This window comes from Bacteroides gallinarum DSM 18171 = JCM 13658, assembly GCF_000374365.1.
Classification (GTDB): Bacteria; Bacteroidota; Bacteroidia; order Bacteroidales; family Bacteroidaceae; genus Bacteroides; species Bacteroides gallinarum.
The window spans coordinates 1-25,300 of the sequence record NZ_KB894151.1 but is presented as its reverse complement, the minus strand read 5'-3'; the positions used below and the strand labels follow the sequence as shown (position 1 = coordinate 25,300).

Here is a 25,300-nt window from a genome sequence, read left to right as displayed (position 1 = left end):
CTCCTTTCGTAGAGAGCAGTTCCTTCGCTTTACCCTAATTCCCAGTTATATATTTTATATCTTGACTACACCGGAGAAGCCCATGAATGCCATAGCCAGCAAACCGGCGGTAATCAAAGCAATCGGGGTTCCCTGCATACCTTTCGGCACGTTTACCAGGCTCATCTGTTCGCGTAAACCTGCAAAGAGCGTCAGTGCCAGGCCAAAACCGAGAGCGGTAGAGAATGCGTAGACTACACCCGTCAGCAAATCGTAATCTTTCTGAATAACGAGAATCGCCACACCGAGGATACAGCAGTTCGTCGTAATCAGGGGCAAGAATACGCCCAATGCCTGATACAGGGAAGGAGATACTTTCTTCAGGATAATTTCGACCATTTGTACCAATGCGGCAATCACGAGGATAAAGGTGATTGTCTGCAAATATCCCAAGCCGAAAGCATCGAGCACATATTTTTGAATAAGGAACGTTACGATTGTGGCAATGGTAAGCACGAATGCCACCGCTGCCGACATTCCCAACGCCGTCTCCACTTTCTTAGATACGCCCAGGAACGGGCAAATACCCAAGAATTGCGACAACACAATGTTATTGACAAAGATTGCCGAGATAAATATCAATATATATTCCATAATATCTAAATTAAGAATTAAAAATCAAGGAGTTTACGGGCTCCCATTTTTAATTTTCCATTATTAATTCTTCTTCAATCCGTTAACCACTGCGATGAGGTATCCCAATGCGATGAATGCGCCCGGAGCGAGGACAAACAAGAGCATTCCGTATTCTTCGGGAAGAATCGTCAGGTTGAAAATCTTGCCCGTACCCAGGAACTCACGGACAGCGCCCAGCAAAGTCAGTGCGATAGTAAAGCCCAGACCCATGCCTAAACCGTCGAAGAAGGATGCCACCGGATTGTTCTTTGCAGCAAAGGCTTCGGCACGCCCCAGCACGATACAGTTTACCACAATCAGCGGAATAAATAAGCCTAATGTCGCATAAAGTGCAGGAACATAAGCCTGCATCACCATTTGCAACAATGTTACGAACGACGCGATTACAACGATAAAAGAAGGAATGCGCACCATATCGGGGATTAAGTTCTTAATGGCAGAGATTACCACATTGGAACAGATAAGCACGAACATCGTAGCCAATCCCATACCCATACCGTTGATTGCGGATGAGGTAGTACCCAATGTAGGACACATACCGAGCAGGAGCACAAACGTAGGGTTCTCTTTAACAACCCCGTTCATCAATACTTTAAAATTATTCATATCTCTACTCCTTTCTTATTTAGCACTGACAGAATCAGTGAGTTCGACTTTGATTGTAGCTCCCGTAGCAGCATTCGTATCGGCAGCCTCTCCTGCCCCTTTTTGAGTAGCGCCCGTAGCGGCATCAGCAGTATTCTGCCCGGCGTAAGCCGCATATGCCGCATTCACGGCATTCAGGAAAGCACGCGATGTAATGGTCGAAGCCGTGATAGCATCCACCTTGCCTCCGTCCTTGCTTACAGTCAGGGGAGCCTCACCGGGATTCATGCCTGTAATATCTCCCTTGTTTCCTTTCTTAAACCAATCGGCAGCTTTGGAACCCAGTCCCGGAGTTTCCACATGTGCCAGCAACGAGTAATCGATAATCTTGCCCTCGGCATCGAAACCTACCAGTACTTTCAGCTCACCGCCGAAGCCCATGGAAGCAGCTTCAACGGCCGCACCTATAAATTTACCGTCCTTGGTAGCAGGATATACGGAATATTCGACGCCATTGACCTCCTGCATCTTCTTCTCTGCAATCGGGTCATTGTCGAAGCCCGGAACTACGGCACTGACAGCATCGCTCAGCGTCTTGGCATTAGCCTGCGCGATAGGCTCTTTCGTCAGCTCGTTTACATATGCCAGCAACGCTACGGAAATGGCAGTGACACCCGTAAGTACCAGCAACATATTCTTTAAGGATGATTCTAACTTTTTCATTTCTTCTTCGCTACCTCCCCAAAGCGTTTAGGTTTAACATACGTGTTAATCAGCGGAGTGAACGCATTCATAATCAGAATGGCGAACGACATACCTTCGGGATATGCACCGAACAAACGGATAATTACAGTCAGCAGACCGATGCAGACACCGTAAACCAACATTCCTTTATGGCTCATCGGAGAAGTGACATAGTCCGTAGCCATGAAAACAGCACCCAGCATCAAACCGCCGGACAGCAGTTGTATCACCGGAGACACATAGATTTCCGGATTTATCAGGTACATGATGCCGGAGAATACGAATACCGTTACCAGGATAGATACGGGAATATGCCATGTAATGATTTTCTTCCATAACATATAAGCCAGTCCTATCAGCAACGCCAATGCACTGACCTCGCCCAAGCAACCGCCGTTGTTACCAATCAGCAAGTCGAAGGATGCGGGAAGGTCGCTTAAAGACATGCCCGGAGCGCCGTTGATAACACCTTTCATAATAGCCAGCGGCGTAGCGGCCGTAGTGGCATCGGTATAAGCCGTCAACTGTCCGACAGCCGGCCATGTAGTCATCTGTACAGGGAAAGACAGCAGTAGGAACACACGTCCTGCCAATGCCGGGTTAAAAGGATTGCAACCCAAACCGCCGAAAGACATCTTGCCCACACCGATAGCGAACAAAGCACCCAGGATGATAATCCAAATAGGCAGGTTGGAAGGTAAGTTGAATGCCAGCAGTACACCTGTGATAATGGCGGAGCCGTCACAGATAGTCGTGGTTTCTTTCTTCATCAGGTATTTGCCGATAGCCCATTCAAAGAACAAGCAGGCTGCTACGGAAGTGGCCGTAACAATCAGTGCACCCAGTCCGAAAAAGTAAAGCGACACAAGAAATGCAGGAATCAGTGCTATCAGCACGCCGTACATATTCTTCTTTACGCTGTCACCGCCGTGAACGTGGGGCGAAAGGGATACGATTAATTTATTCATAAGATAATACTAAATTAATTCTTTCATTTTTTTACTTGACGTGCACGTATCATCGCTCCTACTTTACCCTTACCTAAGCGGATATAATCCAGCATCGGACGGTTGGAAGGACAAGTGAACTGGCATGAGCCGCACTCGATACACGACATGATATCTTCTTTCTCTACTCTTTCAAAGTCTCCGTGAGCCGATACGGTGGCAAGCAAGTAAGGTTCGAGCCCCATCGGACAAGCTCCCACGCACTTGGCGCAACGGATACAGGGCTGTACCTCGCCGCGCTTGGCTTCCCTATCGTTCATAATCAGGATACCGGAACTACCTTTGGCAGTCGGCACGTCCGTATTTACCAGCGCCTTACCCATCATCGGGCCACCGCCGATAATCTTACCCGTATCTTCGGGCAGGCCGCCGCAGGCATCAATCAGTTGCTTCATCGGCGTACCTATGCGTGCCAGGAAGTTGGAGGGCTTGGACAAGGATTTGCCCGTTACGGTGATAACGCGCTCGAACAACGGTTTATTCTTCTGAACCGCCTGGTACACGGCAAACGCAGTACCTACGTTCTGGACAACCGCACCGGTAGAGATAGGCAGTGCGCCGGCAGCTACCTGACGATTGATAACCGCATCAATCAACTGCTTTTCACCGCCTTGCGGATATTGCACTTTCAAGGGAACAACCTCGATGCCTGCATAGCTGGAAGCTACTTTCGTCATTAACTGAATAGCATCGGGCTTATTGTTCTCGATACCGATGAATGCCTTATTTACTTTTACGGCTTTCATCAGGATAGAAACGCCTACCATAATCTCCTCGGCATGTTCAAGCATCAGCTGATGGTCGGCAGTGAGATACGGTTCGCACTCTACGGCGTTGATGATAACGCATTCCGCCTTGAAGGTAGGCGGCGGGCACAATTTTACCTGTGTGGGGAAGCATGCACCGCCTAAGCCCACAATACCGGCATCGGCAATTTTTTTCACGATTTCCTCGGCTGTGAGGTTGCACTCTTTCACCAGCGTATCGGTACGGTCTATCGTTTCTTCCCACTCATCTCCTTCCACGTCGATGAAGATAGCCGGTTTAGCGTATCCGCTGGCATCGACAATCGTGTCGATTTTAGCGACTTTTCCGCTGACAGACGAATGGATAGCTGCCGATACGAAGCCGCCGGGCTCGGCAATCTTTGTACCTACTTTCACTACATCACCTTTAGCAACGATAGGCTTGGCAGGAGCACCGATATGCTGGCTCAGCAAAATGACGGCTTTTGCCGGAATCTCCGCCTGCACGATAGGCTGATGTGCTGAAAGTTTATTTTCGTGTGGATGAACTCCACCAATTGAAAATGTCTTCAACATACAATTCTGTATTTTTAGTCGTTTAATTACTTTATAATATTATGCCTCTGCTTTCGGAGCCTCCGTTGCAGGTGTTTCAGGAGTTTTGGGAGCATCTTCCGCCGCTTTCTTCGGAGCTTCCGCCGGCTTGGCAGGAGCTACTGCCGGTTTTACGACTTTGGATGCCGCAGCCGGAGCATCTCCCTCCGCCTTCGGTTTACGCGGCGGGAAATTCAGTGCGATAATCGTACCTTGCGGGCAAGCCTCTTCGCACTTGCGGCAGGATTTACATTTATTCGCGTCGATGTAAGCCAGATTGTTTTCCAATGTAATTGCTTCGAACGGACACACCTTCACACACTTGCCGCAACCGATACAGGCTACGGTACAAGCCTTGCGAGCTACGGCTCCCTTGTCCTTGTTTACACACTGTACATACACACGGCGCGATTTCTTGCCTTGCGGACGGATTTCGATAATGTTTCTCGGACATGCCTTGGCACATGCACCGCAAGCCGTACATTTCGCTTCATCTACCTCGGGAAGCCCGGTTTCGGGATTCATATGAATAGCCCCGAACTGGCAGACAGCCACACAGTCGCCACAGCCCAGACAGCCGTAGCTACATCCCGTCTCGCCACCGTAAAGAGAAGCTGCAATAGCACAACTCTTAGCGCCGTCGTACTGATTGACACGGGGACGGTTGGCACATGCCCCGTTACATCTAACCACTGCAACCATAGGCTCGGAAGCAGCAGCATCCAATCCCAGGATTTCGGCAACTTTCGTCATAACGGGTTGTCCACCCACCGGACAAAGCTTACCTTCCAGCGAACCGGCTTTGACGCATGCATCGGCAAATCCGCTACAACCCGGGTAACCACATCCACCGCAGTTTGCCTGGGGCAGCACGGCTGCCACTTGTGCAATTCGCGGATCTTCATACACGGCAAATTTCTTGGAAGCCACATAAAGAATCGCCGCCAATACCAGCGCTATAACTCCCAACGAAATTACTGCAATCAGAATTACATTCATAAATTAGTTGTTTATTAATTATTTATTTTATGTATTAGTTAGTTCATCGGCTTGATTGAAAAGGAGAACTTCTTCCCCAACCGCGACTTGTTCAGCCATAATATATAATAATAAGGTATAAGGAGAGCCAACGAACAGAGTGCGGAACCCAGCTCGTCATTCCATATAGCCATAAAAATAAAAAGGGAGAAGATTAACACAAGGAAAGGCAATATAAAGGCCAACAGAACAGCCATTCCCCCCATAGACAATTCACCGGTAACCCACACATGGTCGCCGCGCCGATAGGAAAATGCGCCGTTATTTGTAACATCAATGAGTTTTTCTTTCGTATCGGCAGAGCTGCAATGTCCCTTGATACTGCATGAAGCACAAGCTGATGTTTGAATAATTCTCACCTGGAGATGAGAACCGTTTATGTTTTCCACAATACCCTGATGTTTTATAGTATTCGCCATTTTGCAAAGTGTGCATTACAAATCGCGGCAAATTTACGCATTATTTGCGAACTGCAAGGGATTAGATAGCTTTTTCTGTGTACGTAAACGTTCTTTTTCCTGTTTTTAGCGATTTTTCTTCATTTTTTCTGCTGAAAAACAAAAAAACGCCCCGTTGTTATCCAACGGAGCGCCTTTCCCGGTCGTTAACGTTATATATGGTTACCATTTGTAATTGATACCGAAACTCAATAATTCTTTTACCTGGAAATAACTGTCTCCTTCGGTCGGCTTGGCACTGTCGTCGAAACGGGCATGTACATAAAGCTTGGTAGAAAGATAACGGTTCAACACGAAATTCACCGTGTTTTCCCATTCGATGCGTGTCCACTCATAGCTGGTCTGGAAATCCAGGCGCGAGTCCAGGACAACGGAAGGTATGATAGTCCATGAAAGCGTCGGCTGTACCTGGGAACCGAAGTTATGCTTGACGCATTTGCCCTCATCCAAGCCGAAGTTCACTTCATTTACCTCCTTATTGCCCACATAGCGCAGCATGTAGGTCAGCGGAGCGATGAAAACGGATAGGTTAAACTTTTTCTTTTTCAGCTTATAGTCCATACCGACGCTGGACGACCAGTCCGCCGGAGCAAAAAAGGCGGAAACCAACTCCTCGCTGTTTGCCTTATAACTGTGGCAGAACTGTGTCTTAAATTCCGTCGAAATAGTATAGTACCATTTAGATGCCGCTTGAATACCCAGTTTGCTATAAATACGAAGCTGGTCGGTACTGACCAGATAATTGTGGAATTCATCCGAAGGAGCGGAACTAAAACCCAATTTAGCATCCAGTAAGTTCTCCCACTGCACCTTCTCCTTATCGTTATAATTGGCGAACAACTGCAAGTTGGCGAGCAGCGCATTCGTACTTTCACCGCCTTTATACCAGTTGTCGGAAATGTAGTTTTGCGTAATTTGCAATGAACCGTTTCCTCCGGTTACCCACCAGTTGGGCTTTTGTATCACCACCTCCGCCTCTTCTTTCACGCCCATCACCTTCTTCTCCTGGGCAAAGAGTTTTATAACGGAAGGCTTGGAGGATACTTCTTTCTCGATATTGTCCTTGAACAGTTTTTTCTTCTTGATTTCTTTCTCGGTCATTACTACCAAATCCGGGCGATTGACGTATGTATTCATCATCACGCGGTCTACCACTCTGTTGGCGTTCTCTTTCGACAGGAAACTCAAGGTATCGAACGGCAGGAGCGCTTTTGTCATCTCCGGTATCGTATCGGGCTTCTGAAAAGTCCAGTTCACCTGCGACAAGCGTGCCATTGGAGCATAATAATAGGTAGTAGGAACAAACATGCGGTAATAGTTCGGGTTGTATGCGATATACCGTTCGGGGGTAGCCGGGTCATTCAAATAATTCAGCACCCCGAAAAGTTTCTCATACAACACGGAGACTGTGTCCAGCCGGTATCCTTCATCGCACGGCTTCAACTTCAATATCCAATTCCTACTCCAGATACCCGACAAGGTATCCGCCTTTTCCGTTGTAGCCTGCTTCCTCGCACTCTTTGCGGAATCCTGGGCTACGGCCGAAAACGAAAGCAGCACGGCGACTAATCCTATCAAAACACGTCTATTCCTCATATTCCCTTAAAATCTATATTCGAACGCAAAATTAAACCAAAATGTTCAGACTACAAAAGACGGGAAGTGAAAGTTTATCAGGAACTTATTATGCATGCATATGCCACTTTTTATAATTGTTTTCACTAAACTGTTATGTACTTCCTCTTTTTTTTCATAATTTTGCGCTTTAATTTTTAGAGAAAACATTTTAAAACAGTATAGCTGTGGGAGAAACAAAGTATATTTTCGTCACCGGTGGCGTTGCCTCCTCATTAGGGAAAGGCATTATTTCATCATCCATCGGTAAATTATTACAAGCAAGAGGTTATAAAGTAACGATTCAGAAGTTCGACCCGTATATCAATATAGACCCGGGCACACTGAACCCTTATGAACACGGAGAATGCTACGTAACGGTAGACGGTCATGAAGCCGACCTTGACTTGGGGCACTACGAACGCTTCCTGGGCATCCAGACTACCAAGGCCAACAACATTACCACCGGACGTATCTATAAAAGCGTTATCGACAAAGAACGCCGAGGCGACTACCTGGGGAAAACGATTCAGGTTATCCCCCACATCACGGATGAAATCAAACGTAATGTAAAGCTGTTGGGTAACAAATACAAGTTCGATTTTGTTATTACCGAAATTGGCGGTACGGTGGGCGACATCGAATCTCTCCCCTACCTGGAAAGCATCCGCCAGTTGAAGTGGGAGCTGGGTAAAGACGCGTTGTGCGTACACCTGACCTATGTACCCTATCTTGCTGCTGCCGGTGAATTGAAAACGAAACCCACCCAGCATTCCGTAAAGGAATTGCAAAGTGCGGGAATCCAGCCCGATGTACTCGTACTCCGTACGGAACACGAGCTGAGCACCAACCTGCGCAAGAAAGTAGCCCTTTTCTGTAATGTAGACGAAAATGCCGTCGTGCAGAGTATCGACGCACCGACCATATACGAAGTGCCTATCTTAATGCAGGCGCAAGGACTGGACGAAACGATTTTAAGGAAAATGGGGCTTCCTGTCGGCGACACTCCCGGATTGGGACCATGGCGCGCTTTCCTTGAACGCCGTCATAAAGCGGAAACCACAGAACCGGTACACATCGCGCTGGTCGGCAAATACGATTTGCAGGATGCTTACAAATCCATTCGCGAGGCTCTTTCGCAGGCCGGAACCTACAATGACCGTAAGGTATCGGTAGATTTCGTAAACAGCGAGAAGTTGACGGACGAAAATGTGGCGGAAGCCTTAAAAGGCATGGCGGGAGTCCTTATAGGACCGGGCTTCGGCGAACGCGGTATTGCCGGCAAATTCGTTGCTATCAAATATGCGCGCACGCACGATATTCCCACATTCGGTATCTGCCTGGGTATGCAATGTATAGCAATCGAGTTCGCACGCAACGTATTAGGCTATACAGATGCCAACTCGCGCGAAATGGATGAAAAAACACCCCATAATGTTATCGACATCATGGAGGAGCAGAAATCCATTACCAACATGGGCGGAACCATGCGCCTGGGTGCTTACGAATGCATATTGCAGGAAGGCAGCAAAGCATATGAGGCTTACGAGACGGAACACATCCAGGAACGCCACCGCCACCGTTACGAATTCAACAATGCCTACAAAGCGGAATACGAGGCGGCTGGCATGAAATGTTCAGGTATCAACCCGGAATCCGATTTAGTGGAAATCGTAGAGATACCGGAACTCAAATGGTTTGTCGGAACTCAATTCCACCCGGAATACAGCAGTACGGTATTGCATCCGCATCCGTTGTTCGTAGCTTTCGTGAAAGCCGCAATCGAAAATGAAAAAAAGTAACCGTTACTAATTAATAATTGATAATTCATAATTGACTAAATGGATAAAAATACCATCACAGGCCTTGTGCTAATGGCTGTTTTGTTAGTGGGGTTCAGCTTCCTGAGCCGTCCGAGCAAGGAGCAACTGGCGGCGCAACAGCGTTATTATGACTCCATAGCCCAAGTACAACAACGCGAAGCCGACCTGAAAGCAAAAGCCGAAGCTGCTCTGGCCAATGACAAAGAGACTCAAACGACAGACTCTACCGCCCTTTTCTTCGATGCGCTCCGGGGAACCGACTCCCAGGTGACTATACAGAACAACCTGGCAGAACTGACAGTAGCTGCCAAAGGCGGACGTATTTCATCGGCCACACTGAAAGAGTACATGGGGCAGGACAAGAAAACGCCCGTCACCCTATTCAGCGGCGATGATGCCTCCATGAATTTCCTTTTCTATAACAAAAAGGAGACGATACAGACCGAAAACTACTACTTCACCGTAGCCGAGCGTACGGACAGTACCGTAACCATGCGGTTGGCAGCGGACAGCGCCAGCTATATCGACTTTAAGTATGCCATGCATAACGATACCTACCTGGTAGACTTTACAATCGATGCCGTAGGTATGGCGGACAAACTGGCAAATACCGATTACGTAGACATCGAGTGGTCGCAACGCGCCCGCCAGATAGAGAAAGGCTATACATACGAAAATCGTTTATCGGAGCTGACCTATAAAATCACCGGAGACGGAACCGATTATCTGTCTGCCGGCAAGAACGATGAAAAGGAAGTTGCGGAACGCCTGGACTGGATTGCTTTCAAAAACCAGTTCTTCTCCTCCGTATTCCTAGCTGATGCAGATTTCGAAAAGACCAAGCTGAACTCGAAAATGGAGGCGCAAGGCAGCGGATATATCAAGGATTACTCTGCCGAAATGAGTACCGTTTTCGACCCGACCGGCAAAACTCCGACGCAATTGTATTTCTATTTCGGTCCCAACCATTATAAGACGCTTACCGCGCTCGACAAGGGACGTACCGAAAAATGGGAACTCAACCGCCTGGTATATCTTGGCTGGCCGTTAATCCGCTGGATAAACAAGCTGTTTACTATCAACATCTTCGACTGGTTGTCAAGCTGGGGACTGAGCATGGGAATCGTTTTGCTGCTGATGACACTGATTGTAAAAGCGGTAGTGTTCCCTGCAACATGGAAAACGTACATATCTTCTGCCAAGATGCGCGTGTTGAAACCGAAAATAGATGAAATCGGCAAGAAATACCCCAAGCAGGAAGATGCCATGAAAAAACAGCAGGAAGTAATGGGGCTTTACAGCCAGTACGGAGTCAGCCCAATGGGCGGATGTTTGCCGATGCTGATTCAGTTCCCTATCCTAATGGCATTGTTCATGTTCGTACCGAGTGCTATCGAGCTTCGCCAGGAGAGTTTCCTGTGGGCCGACGACCTGTCCACATACGATGCGTTCATCAACTTCCCGTTCCATATTCCGTTCCTGGGCAGCCACCTGAGCCTGTTCTGCCTGTTAATGACGGTAACGAATATTCTGAACACCAGGTTTATGATGCAGCAGCAGGACACGGGCGCCAACCCGCAAATGGCAGCCATGAAATGGATGTCTTACCTGATGCCCGTCATGTTCCTGTTCATCTTGAACGACTATCCTTCGGGACTGAATTATTACTACTTCATTTCAACGCTTATCAGCGTGGTAACTACGCTTATCTTACGTAAGACGACCGATGAAGAAGCCCTTCTTGCACAACTGGAAGCCAAGAAGAAAGACCCGAAGAAAATGAAAAAGACCGGCTTCGCCGCCCGCCTTGAAGCTATGCAGAAGCAACAAGAGCAGATGATGAAAGCAAAACAGAACAAGAAGTAAATTTCTGTTCAGAGAAGTGTTCACCAGAGGGAGCCGGACAATACATACACTGCATTGCCCGGCTTTCTTTTCCTTTCTTAAGATAACAAAAAACTTAATCTATTGAATATGCAAACTAAATACACCTACAAAGAGATTTGGCTCATCGCCTACCCTATCCTAATCAGCCTGCTCATGGAGCAGATGATTGGCATGACAGACACCGCCTTCCTGGGGCGTGTAGGCGAAATAGAATTAGGGGCATCCGCCATTGCGGGCATTTTCTACATAGTAATGTTCATGGTGGCATTCGGTTTCAGTATCGGGGCACAAATTCTGATTGCACGGCGTAATGGCGAGCAACAATACAAAGAGATAGGAAACTTATTCTATCAGGGCGTCTATTTCCAATTAGGAATGGCGGCAATCATGTTTATCGTCTGCTATTGCTTCGCCCCGGCTATATTGAAGCGGCTCGTTTCTTCCGAACATATTTTCGATGCGGCGATAAGTTACCTCAACTGGCGTGTTTTCGGTTTCTTCTTCTCTTTTACGGCAGTAATGTTCCGCGCATTCTTCCTGGGAACAACGCAAACCAAAACCTTGACACTCAATTCCATTGTCATGGTATTGAGCAACATCGTATTCAACTACATACTGATATTCGGAAAATTCGGATTTCCCGCCCTCGGTATTGCCGGAGCCGCTATCGGTTCGTCCATGGCGGAGCTGGTATCACTGATATTCTTTATCCTCTATACCCGTAACCGCATTGACATCCATAAGTACGGACTGGACAAAATACCGGGTATCCGTTGGGACATACTCAAACGGATGCTCAACGTTTCCCTGTGGACAATGGTACAGAACTTCCTGTCGCTTTCCACCTGGTTCCTGCTTTTCCTCTATGTAGAGCACTTGGGAGAGCGCTCGCTGGCTATCACGAATATCATCCGTAACGTATCGGGAATCATGTTCATGGTTATGATGGCATTCGCCTCTACCTGCGGTTCACTGGTCAGTAACCTTATCGGAGCGGGGAATATCGGTTCCGTACCCGGAACGATACGGCAGCACATACGCATAGCCTACGTCTTCGTATTGCCATTTGCCATTCTCTTTGCACTATTCCCCAAGCTGATATTGAGTGTGTACACAGATATGCCGGAGTTGCAGGAAGCCGCTATCCCCTCGCTTTGGGTACTCTGCTTCTCGTATCTGTTCCTCGTTCCGGCAAACGTTTATTTCCAGTCCGTATCAGGAACAGGAAACACGCGTACCGCACTGGCTCTGGAAATGATAACGCTGGTAATTTATACCTGTTACATCACTTACATCGTAGCTTACCTGAAATTAGACGTGGCATTTGCCTGGACATCGGAAATCGTCTATTCCTTAGGTATCTGGACACTTTGCTATTTCTATATGAAGAAAGGAAAATGGAGCCTGAAGAAAATTTAAATTAATTCCCTATCTTCGCTACCAAAATAAAAATTCAAACCTATATGAAACAATCAAACCTATTATTTATGTCGGCAGCAATCATGTTGGCATCCTGCGGCGGAACGAAAGAAGCAGGACAAAACGACGCGCTTATCGGGAAACCGGACATCAAGATTGAAGGTAAGCGTATGACCCCCGAGGCGCTTTGGGCAATGGGGCGTATCGGTAGCGTAGCCGTATCGCCCGACGAGAAGCAGATAGCCTATTCGGTAGCCTATTACAGTGTACCGGAAAACAAGAGTAACAACGAATTGTTCGTCATGGATGCCGACGGCGGCAACCACCGGCAAATTACCCGTGACAACTGGCAGGAAAGCCAGCCCGCCTGGATTAAGGATGGCAAGAAGATTGCCTTCCTTTGCAACGAAAGCGGCAGCAGCCAGGTATGGGAAATGAACCCCGACGGTACGGAACGCAAACAGCTCACCGAGTACGACGGAGACATTGAAGGTTTTGCCTTCTCCCCCGACGGCAAGAAGCTGCTTTTCATTGCCCAGGTAAAAACCGTACAGAGCACTGCCGACAAACATCCCGATTTGCCCAAAGCAACCGGTATCATCGTTACCGACCTGATGTACAAGCATTGGGATGAATGGGTAACGACCGCTCCGCATCCGTTCGTAGCCGAATTCGACGGTAACGGTATCAGCAACGTCCGGGACATCCTGGACGGCGAACCCTATGAAAGCCCGATGAAGCCCTGGGGCGGTATCGAGCAGTTGGCCTGGAGCCCTTCTTCCGACAAAATAGCCTATACCTGCCGTAAAAAGACCGGACTGGCTTATGCCGTCTCTACCAACTCGGATATTTATATCTACGACCTTGCCACCCAAAAAACAGAGAACATTACCGAAGAAAATAAAGGATACGATACCAATCCCCAATACTCTCCCGACGGTAAATACATTGCATGGCAAAGTATGGAGCGCGACGGTTACGAAGCGGATTTGAACCGTCTGTTCATCATGAACCTCGAAACCGGGGAAAAGCGTTTTGTAAGCAAAGCTTTCGAATCCAATGTGGATGCTTTCCTGTGGAACGAAGATTCCCGAAGCATCTACTTCATCGGTGTATGGCATGGCGAAACGCAAATATACAATATCGACCTTACCGCCAACGACCGGTTGAACCGGCTTACCGACGGCATGTACGACTACGCCTCTCTTGCCCTTTGCGGCGACAAGGTCATAGCCAAGCGCCACTCCATGAGCATGGGCGACGAAATCTATGCCGTAAGCAAGGAACGCAACGGTGAAGCCTTTGCCGAAGCCAAGCAGCTCACTTTCGAGAACAAACAGATTTACGACCAGTTGGAAATGGGCAAAGTGGAAGCCCGTTGGATGAAGACTACCGACGGCAAGCAGATGTTGACATGGGTTGTCTATCCGCCCCGGTTCGACCCCAACAAGAAATATCCTACCCTGCTTTTCTGCGAAGGCGGTCCTCAGAGCCCCGTCAGCCAGTTTTGGAGTTACCGCTGGAACTTCCAGATTATGGCAGCCAACGATTATATTATCGTAGCTCCCAACCGCCGCGGCCTTCCGGGTTTCGGCGTAGAATGGAATGAAGCTATCAGCGGCGATTACGGCGGCCAGTGTATGAAGGATTACTTCACGGCCATAGACGAAATGGCAAAAGAACCGTTTGTGGACAAAGACCGCCTGGGTTGCGTAGGCGCCAGCTTCGGAGGGTTCTCCGTTTACTGGCTTGCCGGACATCACGACAAACGTTTCAAGGCATTTATCGCCCACGACGGTATCTTCAATATGGAAATGCAATACCTGGAAACAGAGGAGAAATGGTTTGCCAACTGGGATATGGGAGGCGCATACTGGGAAAAGAACAATGCCACAGCCCAACGCACATTTGCCAATTCGCCCCACCGCTTCGTAGACAAATGGGATACTCCTATCCTCTGTATTCACGGTGAAAAAGATTTCCGCATCCTCGCTAACCAGGCTATGGCAGCTTTCGACGCTGCCGTTATGCGTGGCGTTCCTGCCGAGTTGCTTATCTATCCCGATGAAAACCACTGGGTGCTGAAACCGCAAAACGGTGTCCTGTGGCAGCGTACATTCTTCGAATGGCTGGATAAATGGCTGAAACCGGCCGAACGATAGGACAAGCAGGCAACAGACATTATAAAAAAAGGAAGTTAACATCATTTGTACGATGATGTTAACTTCCTTTTTTTATGATATTAACTCTTTGCAGGTAATCTTATTAACTTCACACCTGCTATGATGCTAACAAACACCCGTCAGGCAAAAACACCCGGTATCGGAAATGTAGCTCCATGCATAGTGTAGCAGATACCGAAAACAGCCGCGCTAACAATCCAAAGAATAACCAAAGTCCACTTCAGTCCGGAAACCATAGGCTGCCACTTGAATACCTGGCTGAATATCGCCCATACAAGGCTTATCAACGGAATACCCACCAACAGAATACCCGCAATATACATCACGATAGCGGACAACGGAGAAGTAGGCAACACCATATCGAAGGTGGGAAACAGTGAAATCAATGCAGCTCCCCCGCCGATAGCCACCATTACGGCTGCAAAAAGCAAAGCCACGAACACCACTCCGAACACAAACAACAGCGGACTGCAAATGATAGCGAATATCACCAGGCAGATTTTGAAAAACCAACCGGCAACCATAACCAGGGCATCGCCCGATTTCTGTAAGAAAGTACGGGGTTTATCGGATTTTATATAGTCATTTACACCGTTAGCCACTTTTTCGAACCCGTCGGTTACGGTTTTTCCTATATTCTCCACCGTAACGGCTTCACCGCGCATACTCAGCTTCTCGGCAGCCGTATGTGCCTCGGGAATTACCAGCCAGCAAACGATATAGACCGGAATCAACGTTCCTACCCCGCAAATCAATACTACCAGCAACAACAGGCGCAGCAAAGTCACATCCCAGCCTAAGTATGCAGCCATGCCACTGATAACGCCACCCAGCAACTTGTCGTCCGGATTGCGGTAGAGGCGGCGGCGCGTAGTATGGGACGCATCCGGGTTGTTGCTTCGCGCTCCCGCTCCATAACCGTTATTGGTATTATTGGCGGAAGAAGCCCCGTTGTCGTTATCCGTCTCCATATCTTCCGGTTTTCCCATACGGGCAATAACCTCTTCCACATCGGTTATGGTAATGACCTGCAAACCGGCAGCAAGTTTCTCCGTAAAGAGTTCGGAAATACGGCGTTCAATGTCATCTATAATCTCATCCGCACCGGGTTCCTTGCGGAAATGAATTTTCAAGTTACTCAAATAATTATCCAGCAGGCGGTAAGCATCTTCATCGATATGGAAAACTGTTCCGCCTAAATTTACCGTTAATGTCTTTTTCATTATTATATGTTTTTATTTATTATTCCATTACTATATACAACTATCGGCCGCTAATTGTTGGCAATGTGATTGACCGTATCGTTCAATTCCCTCCAGGATATTTCCAGCTCGCCCAAAAAGGCCTCTCCCTTCTCCGTGAGCTTATAATATTTACGAGGAGGTCCTTGTGTGGATTCTATCCATTCGTAACTCAACAACTCGTCGTTCTTCAAGCGGGTGAGCAATGGATAGAGCGTCCCTTCCACCACAATCAGCCGTGCTTCTTTCAGCTTTTGTATGATATCCGAAGCATAAGCCGGCTCTTTATGGAGCAATAGCATGATACAATATTCAAGCATGCCTTTGCGCATCTGCGACTTTACATTATTAACGTCCATAATCTATATGCTATTAAATTTTTACTAATCACGATAAAGATGCTGCTTTCATCTTCTTTGTATGGCACAAATATATGTATTATCTTAGTACCTTGTATTACAAAGTACTTTATATTAGTATTCTTTAAGAAATACTCTTTCCCGGTAACAAACATTCCTTAGTTACAATCTTTACCGGAAAATGGTAAATATGTTATAAATACCCATATAATAAAGCCTATTTGTAATAAAGTATATTATATTTGCATCAGATTAATATAAACGTTACGAATATGTTTACTATCAGAAAAGCGACGACTGCCGACTGCGAATTGATTCATAAGCTCGCATGGCAGATATTTCCGGAAACCTATAAGGAAATACTTTCAAAAGAACAGATTGAATACATGATGGAATGGATGTATTCCCTGGAGAATATCCGCAAGCAAATGGAAGAAGAAGGACACGTATATCTCATAGCCTACGAAGAATGCGAAGCGGCAGGATATGTATCCGTACAACCGGAAGGCAAAGGCTTATTTCATCTGCAAAAAATCTATGTACTCCCCTATTATCAAGGAGCGCACTGCGGCAGTTTCCTGTTTCGTGAAGCCGTAAAATACATCAAGGAGGTGCATCCGGAACCGTGTATGCTGGAGCTGAATGTAAACCGCAACAACAAAGCGTTGCATTTTTATGAGCACATGGGAATGAAAAAACTAAGGGAGGGGGATTTTCCGATAGGAAACGGATACTATATGAATGACTACATAATGGGAAAAGAAATATAGATAAAACCAGGACGTTGAAAACTAAAAATCAAAGGCTGCGCAATGTTCGCTTGAACCGCGCAGCCTTTGATTTTTAGTTTTCAACGTCCGATATTCCGGTTACCGTGCCACTTTTTCCAACCACTTGACCATTGAGAGCATTACAATCATGGAAGCACCGGTTGCACCTACAAATACCAGCCAGCATGCCCATATCGGCACAGTGGTATAAAGGATACCGCCGATGAAAAGCAACGAGTTACCCACTGCCGTGGCTGCCAGCCAGCAACCCTGCATCAAACCCTGCAAATGGGGAGGAGCTACTTTGGATACAAAGGACAGCCCCAGGGGCGAGATAAACAATTCGGCAACCGTAAGGATGAAGTACAAACCAATCATAATCCACGGCGTTACACGAATGGCACTGATTTCGGCGGCACTCATCGTACTCAACGCGTCTTTCGCAGGCAGTGTAAATGAGAATATCATCAGGAACACGTAAGCCAATGCTGCAATACCCATACCGATAGCAATCTTCATCGGAGTAGAAGGTTCTTTACCGGTCTTTTTCAACGAACCGAACAGCCACATGATAAACGGGGTAAGGAATACTACGAAGAACGGATTGACGCATTGGAATATTTCAGCACCCTTGATACGGGTAAAGCCGAGGTCGATATCGATTACGCTCAAGTCCACATAATCGCGTGCAAAATAAGTCAGGGAATAACCGTTCTGGTGGAATGACAGCCAGAAGAAAATTACAACGCCGAACACAGCGAACAAAGCATAGATACGTTGCTTGATTTCGGCGGCGCTCATCTTGATTTCTTCCTTGCTTACAGCAGCATTCCGCTCCTCGGCAATTACGACCTTCTTTGCAGGGTCGGGGAAACGGTTCTTGTTCACCAGATAGATTACCAGCGAAATCAGCATGGCGACAATAGCAGCCATGAAAGCATATTGGAAACCGCGGTTGAACACCTCCAGGTAATCGTTGACAAACACATTCATATCGGCCACCCGACTACCGTCGAGCGTTACTTTATCTGCCAGGGAGGTAAGGTTTTCCATTGCCTGGGGAGCCATTTTATCGCCTTCCTTAAGGAATTGGTGGCAAAGCTCGGGCAAGGTGGCATCATAGTCGAAGTTATTGACCTTCAACCACCAGTTACGGACGCCGATAGCAATCCACGGAGCAAAGAAACCTCCGATATTGATAAACATATAGAAAATCTGGAAGCCGGAATCGCGCAGGCTCGAGTACTTGGGGTCGTCGTACATCTGACCTACCAATGCCTGAAGATTACCTTTGAACAAACCGTTACCGAAAGCAATGACCAGAAGCCCGAAGCAGGTCAACCCCAAATAAAGCCCCATACTGGGAACCGGCGTAGGCGTAGGAATGGCAATAATCAGATAGCCGACAGCCATCATTATCAGACCGGCCAGGATAGTACCTTTAAAGTTCTTGGTCTTGTCGGCAATGATGCCGCCTGCCAGTGCCAAAATATAAATAGATGCATAGAATGCGGAGTAAATATACCCGGTAGTCGTTTCAGACAGTCCGAATTTTGCCGAGATAAACAGCGTAAGGATTGCCATCATGATATAGAAGCCGAAACGTTCTCCCATATTAGCCAAAGCGGCGGCAATCAAACCATTAGGGTGTTTGCTAAACATAAAAGTAAATTTTTGTAGATTAGTAATTAGTATTGATTTATTTATATTTTCTGCAAATATATACTTTTCATCGAGATTTCCGGTAAGAAAACAAAATATCTCTCACCCGAACCGGCCTTTATGCCTCAAAAAAGGATGCAGACTTCGGCACGCACTTCTTTTATCAAATCTTCCGGACTGAGTTTAAGCTGCAATCCGCGCTGCCCGGCACTGATATAAATATAAGGAAATTGCAGGCAAGTTTCGTGAATGTAGGTAGGAAAAGGCTTCTTCATGCCGACAGGAGAGCATCCGCCGCGAATATACCCCGTCAGCGGGAGCAACTCTTTCACCGGAATAAGGTCGCACTTCTTGTTTCCGGATACTTTGGCGGCCAATTTCAGGTCGACCTCATGCTCACCGGGAATAACGCATACAAAATAACCGGTTTTATCGCCATGCAATACCAGGGTTTTAAAAACCTGCTCCACATCCTCCCCCAAGCTGGCGGCAACGTGTATAGCACTCAAATCCTTCTCATCCACTTCGTACGGGATAAGTTCATAGGCAATCTTAGCCTTATCGAGCAGACGGGCTGCATTCGTTTTATTGATTTTCATGTCATTAATTACAGATTATAAATTACGGACGGACAAAAACAGTCTTATCGCAGAGCATCCGTTTTTCCGTTCCGAGCTATTCAAAGACGAAGCTCCTCCCGCAAAAACTTCGGGGTATATCCTTTCTTGCTTTTCGCCACCTCTTCCGGCGTACCGGCTGAGAGCAGCTCTCCCCCGCCCTTGCCTCCTTCGGGACCCATATCTATAATGTAGTCCGCCATTTTAATGACATCAAGATTATGCTCGATGACGATAACCGTATTGCCTTTATCCACCAACTTATTCAATACGTTCATCAATACGCGGATATCTTCGAAATGCAAGCCGGTAGTAGGCTCGTCGAGTATATAGAGCGTCTTGCCCGTATCCCGCTTGGAAAGCTCGGTAGCCAGTTTTACACGCTGGCTTTCGCCTCCGGAAAGCGTGGTGGAAGATTGCCCCAACTTTATATATCCCAAGCCGACCTCCTGAATGACCTTAATCTTATTCAAAATCTGGGGAACGTTCTCAAAGAACTCGACCGCACGGTTGATTGTCATATCCAGTACATCGGCAATGGATTTTCCCTTGAAACGCACTTCCAACGTCTCGCGGTTGTAACGCTTGCCGTGGCAAACCTCGCAAGGTACATATACATCGGGCAGGAAGTTCATTTCGATAGTTTTGTAACCGTTACCCTGGCAGGCTTCGCAACGTCCGCCACTGACATTGAACGAGAAGCGTCCCGCCTTGTAACCGCGAATCTTAGCCTCGGGCAATCCTACGAACAGATTACGGATATCGGAGAACACCCCCGTATAAGTAGCCGGATTGGAACGCGGAGTACGTCCCAGCGGAGACTGGTCTACATTGACCACCTTATCTATATACTCCAATCCTTCGATACTACCGTATTCCAAAGGGTCTTGAAGAGAACGGTAGAACTTCTGTGAAAGAATGGGTTGAAGTGTTTCATTAATCAGCGTGGACTTACCGCTACCCGATACACCGGTAACGCAAATCAGCTTGCCCAACGGAAACTCCACATCCACGTTTTTCAGATTATTACCCTTCGCACCGCGCAGCCATAGGCTATGCCCATTGCCTTTACGCCGTTTGGCGGGCACTTCGATAACGCGCTCGCCGTTCAAGTATTGGGAAGTCAGCGTATGCGTCCGCAACATCTCCCTCGGAGTACCGGCAAATACGACCTCACCGCCCAACCTGCCGGCCTTAGGCCCCATGTCGATAACGTAATCGGCGGCAAGCATCATATCCTTATCATGCTCCACCACGATAACGGAATTACCCATATCGCGCAACTCCTTCAACGAACGGATAAGCCGCTGATTGTCCCGCTGATGCAACCCGATACTCGGCTCGTCCAGAATATACAGCACATTCACCAGTTGCGAGCCTATCTGCGTAGCCAGCCGGATACGCTGGCTTTCGCCACCGGAAAGGCTGACGGAGCTACGGTCTAACGACAGATAGTCCAACCCCACATCCAGCAGGAATTTAAGACGGGTACGGATTTCTTTCAATATTTCGACGGCAATCTGCTGCTGCTTGTTGCTGAGATACCGGTCTACGTTCATCAACCAGTCATACAGCTCGCTGATATCCATAACGGAGAGTTCGTGGATGTTTTTATCGTGAATGCGGTAAGACAAAGCCTCCTTATTCAGTTTCGCCCCGTGACATTCCGGACATACCGCAGTCTTGGCAAACTGTTCCGCCCACTTCTGCGCTGTGGCAGATACATCTTTCTCCTGCAACATCCTGATGTATTTCACTACCCCCTCGAAAGTCACGAAGTAATCGGACGACGTACCGATAAGCGAGCTCTTTATCTTTATACGCTCGTCCGAACCGTACAGGATTTCATCTATGGCATCGTCCGGCAGCTCCTTGACAGGAGTTTTCAAGGTAGCCTCGTATTTCTCCAGCAATGCGGTAATCTGCCAGAATATCATGCTGTTTTTGGCTTTTCCCAAAGGTGCGATAGCCCCTTCGCTTATGGAAAGCTCGCGGTCAGGAATAACCTTGTCTATATCGATTTGGCTTACCACGCCCAGCCCCTTGCATTTGGGGCAGGCTCCCTGCGGGGAATTGAAAGAAAAATTATGAGGGGCGGGCTCCCGGTAAGACAATCCGGTTACAGGACACATCAGGCGCTTGCTGTAATGGCGCACGCCCCCGTTCTGGACATCGAGAATCATCAGCAGCCCGTCGCCCTGACGCATGGCGGTAGCCACGCTGTTCTTCAAGCGGGTATCATCCTTGTCAGTCACCGCCAACTTATCGATAACCACCTCTACATCGTGGTTTTTATAACGGTCCAGCTTCATTCCGGGCAAAGCCTCGCGCACCTCTCCGTCTACACGGACATAGAGATAACCCTTCTTACGCACCTGCTCGAACAGCTCCTTATAATGTCCTTTACGGCTACGTACCAACGGAGCGAGGATATAGATGCGCTTCCCCTTATAATCGCGCATGATAAGGTCGAGAATCTGCTCCTCGGTGTATTTCACCATTTTCTCACCGGAGAGGTAAGAATAAGCCTCGCCTGCACGGGCATACAACAGACGGAGATAATCGTATATCTCGGTAGTCGTACCTACGGTGGAACGCGGGTTCTTATTGGTCGTTTTCTGCTCAATGGAAATCACCGGGCTCAACCCCGTAATCTTATCCACATCGGGACGTTCCAGGCTGCCCAGGAAATTGCGGGCATAGGCTGAAAAGGTTTCGATATACCGGCGCTGGCCTTCGGCGAATATCGTATCGAATGCGAGGGACGACTTGCCGCTTCCGCTCAATCCGGTAATGACCGTCAGGCTGTTACGGGGAATTTCAGCATCGATATTCTTCAAATTGTGTACACGCGCCCCGTATACATTGATATATTCCGTTTCTTCTTGCATATTTTAATTAGTGAGTTATGAATCCGGGTTATGAGCCGCCTGCCTGTCATAGAGTCATACCGCCACATACAAAAAGCACCGGCGGATAACTTATAGCCCGCAACTCATAACCGCCGTGCCCTGCACGGTCTTATCCTTTGTGCAAAAATAACGGTTTCCGGCCGAATATCAGCCGAAAAGAAGTATTTTTCGGTTTTGAAATGCACAATATTATTTCTTAACGCAATCCTTTGGCTATAATAGGACAATATTGCTAACTTTGCGGCTACTTTGGGAAATTGTAAACATAAACCAACGATTACTGAATGAAAACGATTAACCGTATTTTTTGCTCCCTGCTGCTTGCCGGTGCATGTAGTTTCGGTGTAAACGCACAAGAAAACCAGTCTTATTTTCTGCATACGATAGAGAAAGGCCAAAGCTTGTATTCCATTGCCAGCATGTACAATATCAGCCAGGCAGACATCGTAAAGCTAAATCCGGGAAGCGACGACAAGATATATGTAGGGCGCACTTTACGTATTCCCCGTACCGGCACAGATTTGCAAAAGGAAACTTTCCATACCATAACACCCGGCGAAACCCTATACCGGCTTACCGTAAAATACAACGTATCGGCAAAGGACATATGCGATGCCAATCCCGGACTGAGCGCCGACAATTTCCGTATCGGGCAAGTCATCCTGATACCGTCTCCCACGACTACGGCAACTACTGCCACTACGGGCACAACGGAACCGACGGGCACATCCGCTGGCAATACGGCCATTCAGGGACCGGTACAATCGCGCTGCCGCGATATGCACAAGGTGAAACGGAAAGAAACGGTATTCAGCATCAGCCGTAAATACGGCATTACGGAGGACGAGCTCATTGCCGCCAATCCGGAACTGAAGGGCGAAAACAAAATAAAGAGAGGCACATTCCTCTGTATCCCCTACCCGTCTCCGCAAGTGCAGCAAGAAGCACGCCCCCAGACCGTACCGAGCAACAGCGAACTGTTCAGTGAAAACAGCAAAAGCAACGAGCGCATCAGCACTATCAAAGCCGCCGTTATACTGCCATTCCTGCCCGACGGGGCAAGTAAAAGCGAATCCGCCAAAATGGTGGAATATTACGAAGGCTTCCTTATGGCGGTAGACAGCTTGAAACGCACAGGAACCTCCGTCGATTTATATACTTACAGCACCGGTTCAGCCGCTTCGTCGCTGAATTCCATTCTCGGCAAAAGCGAGATGAAGAATATGGACATCATTTTCGGCCCGCTGCACCAGCAACACATCAAGCCGCTTGCCGACTTCGCCGACAAGCATGACATACGCCTGGTGATACCGTTTACCTCCAAGGACAATACCGTATTCCGCAACCCGTCGGTGTACCAAATCAATACGCCGCAATCCTACCTCTACTCGGAGGTGTACGACCATTTCGTCCGCCAGTTCCCCAACGCCAACGTTATCTTTATCGAGGCAGCCCAGGGCACTGCGGACAAAGCGGAGTTCATCAAAGGATTGAAAGACGAGTTGCGCAACCGCTCCATACCGATGAAATCATTGAAAGAAGACGCTACCGTGGAATCGTTGAAAGCCGTGCTGCGCGACGACCGCGAAAACATCTTCATCCCCACCTCCGGGAGCAACATCACCCTGATTAAGATACTGCCGCAACTGACGCTGTTGGTACGCGAAAAGCCCGAAAGCCGCGTACACCTGTTCGGGTATCCGGAATGGCAGACCTATACCAAAGACCACCTCGAGGCATTCTTCGAACTGGATACCTATTTCTATTCTTCTTTCTATACCAACAACCTGCTGCCGGCGGCAATCAACTTTACCAAGAGCTACCGCAGGTGGTATGGGAAAGACATGGACGAGCGTTATCCCAAATTCGGCATGTTGGGTTTCGATACGGGTTACTTCTTCCTTAAAGGGTTGTCCCGGTACGGCTCGGGATTCGAAAAGCACCTGAACGAAATGGAGCTCATCCCCATTCAGACAGGCTTCAAATTCCAGCGCGTAAATAATTGGGGCGGGTTTATCAACCGCAAAGTATTCTTCGTCCGTTTCACCAAGAATTTCGAACTGATAAAGCTCGATTTCGATTAAAAACGGCGGTTTACATCCACCGGGATTATGGTAATTCGTAATGCAATTAAAGAAAATGAAACTGAAAACGATTATAGGAACAGCACTTTTAGCAGGCACGTGCGTCCTGCCGGCAAGCGCACAGATAGGCGAGCAACGCCATAATTTTTCCGTAGGCGTAAACGGCGGCATCAACCTGAATAGTGTAAGTTTCTCTCCCAGAGTCCGCCAGAAAAATCTAATGGGTATCAACGGCGGACTGACAGCCCGTTATATTTCCGAAAAATACTTCAACATGATATGCGGTGCGCAAATCGAATTGAACTTCTCCCAGCACGGTTGGGACGAGTTTTACCAGGACTATCCCGAACTGCAATACACCCGTAAGATGAACTACATAGAAATTCCTTTCCTTGCACATCTGGCATTCGGCAAAGAAAGAGGCTTGCAGTTCTTCGTCCATGCAGGCCCGCAGATAGGTTTCTTCCTCGGCGACAGTTATACGATAGGCGACGGCTGGGACAATTACACGGGAATAACAGTAGAGCAGCACGACAAAGCCGTAGAGAACAAATTCGACTACGGTATCACAGGCGGAGCCGGTGTGGAACTCCGTACCAAAGCCGGCAATTTCCTGGTGGAAGGCAGATACTACTATGCATTGTCCGACTTCTACAGCAGTACCAAGAAAGACTACTTCTCGCGCTCGGCACACGGGGTTATTACGGCTAAAATCACTTACCTGTTCGACTTAAGGAAGTAAGCGTAAAAACAAAACCGAGTCCGCAATAAACAAAGCAGGGATATTCAGTAAATGTCCCTAAAAATCAAGATGGCATATGAAGATGATAGAGCATACTCACTTCATATGCCATTTTTATAGTCCTATTCCTGTAATTTCTC

The 25,300-nt window shown here is 47.8% G+C and carries 20 protein-coding genes; 7 read left to right on the top strand and 13 right to left on the bottom strand.

Annotation, left to right across the window (positions count from 1 at the left end; genetic code table 11):
* Positions 1-54 precede the first annotated feature (54 nt).
* The 8 genes from rsxA to C233_RS0116750 all read right to left on the bottom strand — a co-directional run bounded on the left by rsxA (position 55) and on the right by C233_RS0116750 (position 7,443).
* Positions 55-633 carry an electron transport complex subunit RsxA gene (rsxA, locus tag C233_RS0116785; RefSeq protein ID WP_018668714.1) on the bottom strand — a complete coding sequence of 193 codons (579 nt, stop codon included), beginning with the start codon at positions 631-633 and terminating at the stop codon, positions 55-57.
* Positions 634-696: 63 nt separating this feature from the next.
* Complete coding sequence (rsxE, locus tag C233_RS0116780) at positions 697-1,281, bottom strand: electron transport complex subunit RsxE (RefSeq protein ID WP_018668713.1); 585 nt, start codon at positions 1,279-1,281, stop codon at positions 697-699.
* 15 nt (positions 1,282-1,296) lie between these two features.
* On the bottom strand, positions 1,297-1,983 hold the full coding sequence (locus C233_RS0116775; protein ID WP_025069045.1) for an RnfABCDGE type electron transport complex subunit G: 687 nt from the start codon (positions 1,981-1,983) through the stop codon (positions 1,297-1,299).
* The gene (locus tag C233_RS0116770) at positions 1,980-2,972 is read right to left on the bottom strand and encodes an RnfABCDGE type electron transport complex subunit D (protein ID WP_018668711.1); all 993 of its coding nucleotides are present in this window, start codon (positions 2,970-2,972) and stop codon (positions 1,980-1,982) included. Before C233_RS0116770 ends, C233_RS0116775 begins: the two co-directional genes overlap by 4 nt.
* Positions 2,973-2,995: 23 nt before the next feature.
* The gene (rsxC, locus tag C233_RS0116765; protein WP_025069044.1) at positions 2,996-4,333 is read right to left on the bottom strand and encodes an electron transport complex subunit RsxC; all 1,338 of its coding nucleotides are present in this window, start codon (positions 4,331-4,333) and stop codon (positions 2,996-2,998) included.
* A gap of 39 nt (positions 4,334-4,372) precedes the next feature.
* Positions 4,373-5,350, bottom strand: a complete 978-nt coding sequence (locus C233_RS0116760; protein WP_018668709.1) for a Fe-S cluster domain-containing protein — start codon at positions 5,348-5,350, stop codon at positions 4,373-4,375.
* A 38-nt stretch (positions 5,351-5,388) separates the two neighbouring features.
* On the bottom strand, positions 5,389-5,808 hold the full coding sequence (locus C233_RS0116755; RefSeq protein WP_018668708.1) for a SoxR reducing system RseC family protein: 420 nt from the start codon (positions 5,806-5,808) through the stop codon (positions 5,389-5,391).
* 201 nt (positions 5,809-6,009) lie between these two features.
* Complete coding sequence (locus C233_RS0116750; protein ID WP_026314899.1) at positions 6,010-7,443, bottom strand: DUF3078 domain-containing protein; 1,434 nt, start codon at positions 7,441-7,443, stop codon at positions 6,010-6,012.
* Between the two features lie 206 nt (positions 7,444-7,649).
* Between C233_RS0116750 and C233_RS0116745 the strand changes: the two genes are divergently transcribed.
* The 4 genes from C233_RS0116745 (at position 7,650) to dpp5 (ending at position 14,752) form a co-directional block, all read left to right on the top strand.
* Complete coding sequence (locus C233_RS0116745) at positions 7,650-9,263, top strand: CTP synthase (RefSeq protein WP_018668706.1); 1,614 nt, start codon at positions 7,650-7,652, stop codon at positions 9,261-9,263.
* Positions 9,264-9,302: 39 nt separating this feature from the next.
* Positions 9,303-11,150 (top strand): membrane protein insertase YidC, encoded by a 1,848-nt coding sequence (gene yidC, locus C233_RS0116740; protein WP_026314898.1) that lies wholly within the window; start codon positions 9,303-9,305, stop codon positions 11,148-11,150.
* 108 nt (positions 11,151-11,258) lie between these two features.
* The gene (locus C233_RS0116735) at positions 11,259-12,590 is read left to right on the top strand and encodes an MATE family efflux transporter (RefSeq protein ID WP_018668704.1); all 1,332 of its coding nucleotides are present in this window, start codon (positions 11,259-11,261) and stop codon (positions 12,588-12,590) included.
* Between the two features lie 44 nt (positions 12,591-12,634).
* Positions 12,635-14,752, top strand: coding sequence for a dipeptidyl-peptidase Dpp5 (gene dpp5, locus C233_RS0116730; protein WP_026314897.1), 2,118 nt, complete (start codon positions 12,635-12,637; stop codon positions 14,750-14,752).
* Positions 14,753-14,892: 140 nt separating this feature from the next.
* On the opposite strand, the gene C233_RS0116725 is transcribed toward dpp5, so the two are convergent.
* Together C233_RS0116725 and C233_RS0116720 are read right to left on the bottom strand one after the other, a co-directional pair.
* Positions 14,893-15,996 (bottom strand): PspC domain-containing protein, encoded by a 1,104-nt coding sequence (locus tag C233_RS0116725; protein ID WP_018668702.1) that lies wholly within the window; start codon positions 15,994-15,996, stop codon positions 14,893-14,895.
* 50 nt (positions 15,997-16,046) lie between these two features.
* Positions 16,047-16,373, bottom strand: a complete 327-nt coding sequence (locus C233_RS0116720) for a PadR family transcriptional regulator (RefSeq protein WP_018668701.1) — start codon at positions 16,371-16,373, stop codon at positions 16,047-16,049.
* 272 nt (positions 16,374-16,645) lie between these two features.
* On the opposite strand from C233_RS0116720, the gene C233_RS0116710 reads away from it, so the two are divergent.
* Positions 16,646-17,143 carry a GNAT family N-acetyltransferase gene (locus C233_RS0116710; RefSeq protein ID WP_018668699.1) on the top strand — a complete coding sequence of 166 codons (498 nt, stop codon included), beginning with the start codon at positions 16,646-16,648 and terminating at the stop codon, positions 17,141-17,143.
* Positions 17,144-17,242: 99 nt separating this feature from the next.
* Here C233_RS0116710 and C233_RS0116705 read toward each other — a convergent pair whose 3' ends face one another.
* From C233_RS0116705 to uvrA, 3 genes are all read right to left on the bottom strand, one after another.
* The gene (locus C233_RS0116705) at positions 17,243-18,805 is read right to left on the bottom strand and encodes a peptide MFS transporter (protein WP_026314896.1); all 1,563 of its coding nucleotides are present in this window, start codon (positions 18,803-18,805) and stop codon (positions 17,243-17,245) included.
* Between the two features lie 125 nt (positions 18,806-18,930).
* Positions 18,931-19,404 (bottom strand): Cys-tRNA(Pro) deacylase, encoded by a 474-nt coding sequence (ybaK, locus tag C233_RS0116700; RefSeq protein WP_018668697.1) that lies wholly within the window; start codon positions 19,402-19,404, stop codon positions 18,931-18,933.
* 80 nt (positions 19,405-19,484) lie between these two features.
* Positions 19,485-22,313 (bottom strand): excinuclease ABC subunit UvrA, encoded by a 2,829-nt coding sequence (uvrA, locus tag C233_RS0116695; protein ID WP_018668696.1) that lies wholly within the window; start codon positions 22,311-22,313, stop codon positions 19,485-19,487.
* A 305-nt stretch (positions 22,314-22,618) separates the two neighbouring features.
* Here uvrA and C233_RS0116690 point away from each other — a divergent pair, with 305 nt between their 5' ends.
* Positions 22,619-24,418 (top strand): muramidase family protein, encoded by a 1,800-nt coding sequence (locus C233_RS0116690; RefSeq protein ID WP_018668695.1) that lies wholly within the window; start codon positions 22,619-22,621, stop codon positions 24,416-24,418.
* Positions 24,419-24,473: 55 nt separating this feature from the next.
* The gene (locus tag C233_RS0116685; RefSeq protein WP_018668694.1) at positions 24,474-25,160 is read left to right on the top strand and encodes a porin family protein; all 687 of its coding nucleotides are present in this window, start codon (positions 24,474-24,476) and stop codon (positions 25,158-25,160) included.
* Positions 25,161-25,300 lie beyond the last annotated feature (140 nt).

What these genes read in the sequence shown, in the direction of transcription:
- yidC (WP_026314898.1), top strand. Translation starts at nt 9,303, where the DNA reads ATGGATAAAAATACCATCACAGGCCTTGTGCTAATGGCTGTTTTGTTA.
- C233_RS0116770 (WP_018668711.1), bottom strand. Translation starts at nt 2,972, where the DNA reads ATGAATAAATTAATCGTATCCCTTTCGCCCCACGTTCACGGCGGTGAC.
- rsxC (WP_025069044.1), bottom strand. Translation starts at nt 4,333, where the DNA reads ATGTTGAAGACATTTTCAATTGGTGGAGTTCATCCACACGAAAATAAA.
- C233_RS0116705 (WP_026314896.1), bottom strand. Translation starts at nt 18,805, where the DNA reads ATGTTTAGCAAACACCCTAATGGTTTGATTGCCGCCGCTTTGGCTAAT.
- uvrA (WP_018668696.1), bottom strand. Translation starts at nt 22,313, where the DNA reads ATGCAAGAAGAAACGGAATATATCAATGTATACGGGGCGCGTGTACAC.
- C233_RS0116720 (WP_018668701.1), bottom strand. Translation starts at nt 16,373, where the DNA reads ATGGACGTTAATAATGTAAAGTCGCAGATGCGCAAAGGCATGCTTGAA.
- C233_RS0116725 (WP_018668702.1), bottom strand. Translation starts at nt 15,996, where the DNA reads ATGAAAAAGACATTAACGGTAAATTTAGGCGGAACAGTTTTCCATATC.
- dpp5 (WP_026314897.1), top strand. Translation starts at nt 12,635, where the DNA reads ATGAAACAATCAAACCTATTATTTATGTCGGCAGCAATCATGTTGGCA.
- rsxE (WP_018668713.1), bottom strand. Translation starts at nt 1,281, where the DNA reads ATGAATAATTTTAAAGTATTGATGAACGGGGTTGTTAAAGAGAACCCT.
- C233_RS0116710 (WP_018668699.1), top strand. Translation starts at nt 16,646, where the DNA reads ATGTTTACTATCAGAAAAGCGACGACTGCCGACTGCGAATTGATTCAT.
- C233_RS0116755 (WP_018668708.1), bottom strand. Translation starts at nt 5,808, where the DNA reads ATGGCGAATACTATAAAACATCAGGGTATTGTGGAAAACATAAACGGT.
- C233_RS0116775 (WP_025069045.1), bottom strand. Translation starts at nt 1,983, where the DNA reads ATGAAAAAGTTAGAATCATCCTTAAAGAATATGTTGCTGGTACTTACG.
- rsxA (WP_018668714.1), bottom strand. Translation starts at nt 633, where the DNA reads ATGGAATATATATTGATATTTATCTCGGCAATCTTTGTCAATAACATT.
- ybaK (WP_018668697.1), bottom strand. Translation starts at nt 19,404, where the DNA reads ATGAAAATCAATAAAACGAATGCAGCCCGTCTGCTCGATAAGGCTAAG.
- C233_RS0116750 (WP_026314899.1), bottom strand. Translation starts at nt 7,443, where the DNA reads ATGAGGAATAGACGTGTTTTGATAGGATTAGTCGCCGTGCTGCTTTCG.
- C233_RS0116685 (WP_018668694.1), top strand. Translation starts at nt 24,474, where the DNA reads ATGAAACTGAAAACGATTATAGGAACAGCACTTTTAGCAGGCACGTGC.
- C233_RS0116760 (WP_018668709.1), bottom strand. Translation starts at nt 5,350, where the DNA reads ATGAATGTAATTCTGATTGCAGTAATTTCGTTGGGAGTTATAGCGCTG.
- C233_RS0116690 (WP_018668695.1), top strand. Translation starts at nt 22,619, where the DNA reads ATGAAAACGATTAACCGTATTTTTTGCTCCCTGCTGCTTGCCGGTGCA.
- C233_RS0116735 (WP_018668704.1), top strand. Translation starts at nt 11,259, where the DNA reads ATGCAAACTAAATACACCTACAAAGAGATTTGGCTCATCGCCTACCCT.